The organism is Nitratidesulfovibrio oxamicus (assembly GCF_015731765.1).
In the GTDB taxonomy this organism is placed as follows: domain Bacteria; phylum Desulfobacterota; class Desulfovibrionia; order Desulfovibrionales; family Desulfovibrionaceae; genus Cupidesulfovibrio; species Cupidesulfovibrio oxamicus.
Window position 1 is genome coordinate 1 of sequence record NZ_VRYY01000547.1, and the last position, 1,401, is coordinate 1,401.

The window sequence follows — 1,401 nt, forward strand, 5'->3', positions numbered from 1 at the left end:
CCCGGTGACGAACCCCACGCCCGTGCAGGCAGCCCCCGACATGCCGCCCACCGTGCCTCATGACGCGGGCGGTGAGGTGCGCGCGCCGGTCACGCCCCCGGAAACTCCGGCCCTGCCGGAACCGGTGACAGCCCCCGCGTACCCCGCGACTCCGGAAGTGTCGGCCCCGGCAACGGAATCCACTGCCCCGCCTCCCCTGACGCCCACGGCTCCCGCTGATGGGACGGACGGCGGCCTCGTTCCGTACAAGTCGGTACGACGCACCGCGCCGGAAACATTGGACGGCCCGATCATTCCCGTTCCCCCGGCGTCCACCGTCCTGCCCGGCGGGGCCGACGTCCCGTCGGACGGCACGACCACCTACAAGGCGCCCCTGCGCACGGCACCGGAAACGCTGGACGGCCCCATCGCGGTGCCGCCGCTGCCCACGCCTCCGGCAACGCCAGCCGATCCGGTGACACCACCGAACCCGGCGCCAACGGAAGCAGGAACCGCCGCGCCCTAGGCCTTCCCGCCCATTTCACGCCCGACGCTGCATCCCGCCGCCGCCCCTTCGCGCAACACGCCGAGGGGGCGGCCTGTTTCGCTGCCCTGCCCGCAACTCTCCTGCCGCCCACCCGCAGGACATTCGTGCGGCATGCATCATGCATGGGCAGCCCCATGAACCACACCCAATTCCTCGCCGACAACACCAAGGCCCTGACGGTCGCGCAGCCCCAGATGGCCGCGTGGCTGGCCGCAAACGCTCCCGCGCCAGAAACGCTGGCCCCCCGCCTGCGCCTGAACCGCTGGAACATGCTGGACGTCGAACTGGAGGACGGTCGTCGGTTGTTTGACGCCTTTCCGCCCCAATTCGCCTACCGGTCATGGCCCCCCACGGAACAGGCGGAGCGTTCGGCCACCATCATCGTGGGCGCCAACCTGGGCTACGGCATCAACCACATGCTGGAGCAGACGCCGCCCCGCCACCGCCTGCTGGTGGTGGAACCCGACCCGGCCATGCTCACCCTGTGCCTGGGGCTGACGGATTACCGTCCGTTCATCGAATCGGGCAGGCTGGCCTTCATCGTGCCGCAGTTCGACGCGCTGGTGGCCGCCGTGCGCGGCTGCGACAAGCAGTTCCTGTTCGGGCGCATCCTGTTGCAGGCCGACCTGCCCAGCCAGCAGATCGGCCCCGCCTACGCCCACTGGACCCGCATCTGCCGCGAGCAGCTGGACGCCCTGTCGGTGGAGCTTTCCACCCTGCGCCGCGCCCAGGACGTAATGGTGGGCAACGAGCTTTCCAACTTCCGCCGCGCCCTCGCCGACGGCGACATGAAGTCGCTGCGCGGGGCGCTGGGCGGCATGCCCGCCGTCGTTGCGGGCGCGGGCCCTTCGCTGGCCGCATCGGCACCGGCCGTG

General features: G+C 71.2%; 2 pseudogenes. Both read left to right on the top strand.

Going from position 1 to position 1,401, the window contains the following annotated elements:
• A pseudogene (locus FVW20_RS15220) lies at positions 1-505 on the top strand (hypothetical protein); the annotation flags it as partial.
• A gap of 155 nt (positions 506-660) precedes the next feature.
• A pseudogene (locus FVW20_RS15225) lies at positions 661-1,401 on the top strand (6-hydroxymethylpterin diphosphokinase MptE-like protein); the annotation flags it as partial.